Consider the following 1,051-nt stretch of genomic DNA (forward strand, 5'->3'; position numbering starts at 1 on the left):
ATATTATAGCATTAATTATATATATACAAAACTTAAATTATATTTAACACATGGTTTTTAAAACTATGTATTGAATTGCCTATAAAATAAGAATATAATATATTCATAAATAGGGGTAATTTAAAATAAACTTTATATTTGTATTAAATTATCAATCATATTATTAACAAGGGAGATTTTTATGCAAAAAATAGCATTAATTACAGATAGCACATGTGGATTGCCACAAAAATATATTCAAAAATATAATGTTAAAACATTAAATTTATCAATAATTTATAAAGATAAAGAATACATTGATGGTATTGATATAACTGCAGAAAAGGTATATGAAAAATTAAAAGAAGAAATACCAACTACATCTATGCCATCTATTGAATCAGCTAATATACTTGTTGAAAAATTAATAGAAGATGGTTATACACATGCTATATGTTTACCAATTTCTTCAGGATTATCTGGTACAATAAATACTTTTAGATTATGTGCAAGTCAATATGAAGATAAAATACAGTGTTTTGTTTTTGATACTAAAATTTTATCTTTAGGTGTTGGTATGTTAGTTATAGAAACTGGAAAAATGATTGAAGAAGGAAAAAGTTTTCAATATATTTGTGAACAAGTTCCAATATTAAGAAGTAAAATGTCTATGTATTTTACAGTAGATACATTAGAATATTTAATTAAAGGTGGAAGAATTGGTAGAGTATCTGGAGTATTGGGTGAATTATTAAGTTTGAAACCAATAATAACTATGGGGGAAGATGGAAGATATATTACTCATTCAAAAGTGAGAGGTTCAAAGCAAGCAATTAATAAATTATTAAAATTAGGAAATGAGTTTTTGGAAAATGGAAAGTGTAAAATAGCTATAGTTACTGGAACAATGCATGAAGAAGCTAAAAAATTAAAGCAAGTTTTTAAGGAACATCCTAATACTACATTTTTAGAAATTGGCATATTAACACCTGTATTAGGAATACATTCAGGTCCACAATTAATAGGGTTAGTAGTAATGAAAGAATAAAAAATGGAATAGGGAAATTAATAT

General features: G+C 24.4%; 1 protein-coding gene. It reads left to right on the top strand.

What is annotated here, in order from left to right:
- Positions 1-181 precede the first annotated feature (181 nt).
- Positions 182-1,027 carry a DegV family protein gene (locus GBZ86_RS16185; protein WP_152892373.1) on the top strand — a complete coding sequence of 282 codons (846 nt, stop codon included), beginning with the start codon at positions 182-184 and terminating at the stop codon, positions 1,025-1,027.
- Positions 1,028-1,051: the final 24 nt, after the last annotated feature.

Source organism: Clostridium tarantellae, from assembly GCF_009295725.1.
GTDB lineage: Bacteria > Bacillota > Clostridia > Clostridiales > Clostridiaceae > Sarcina > Sarcina tarantellae.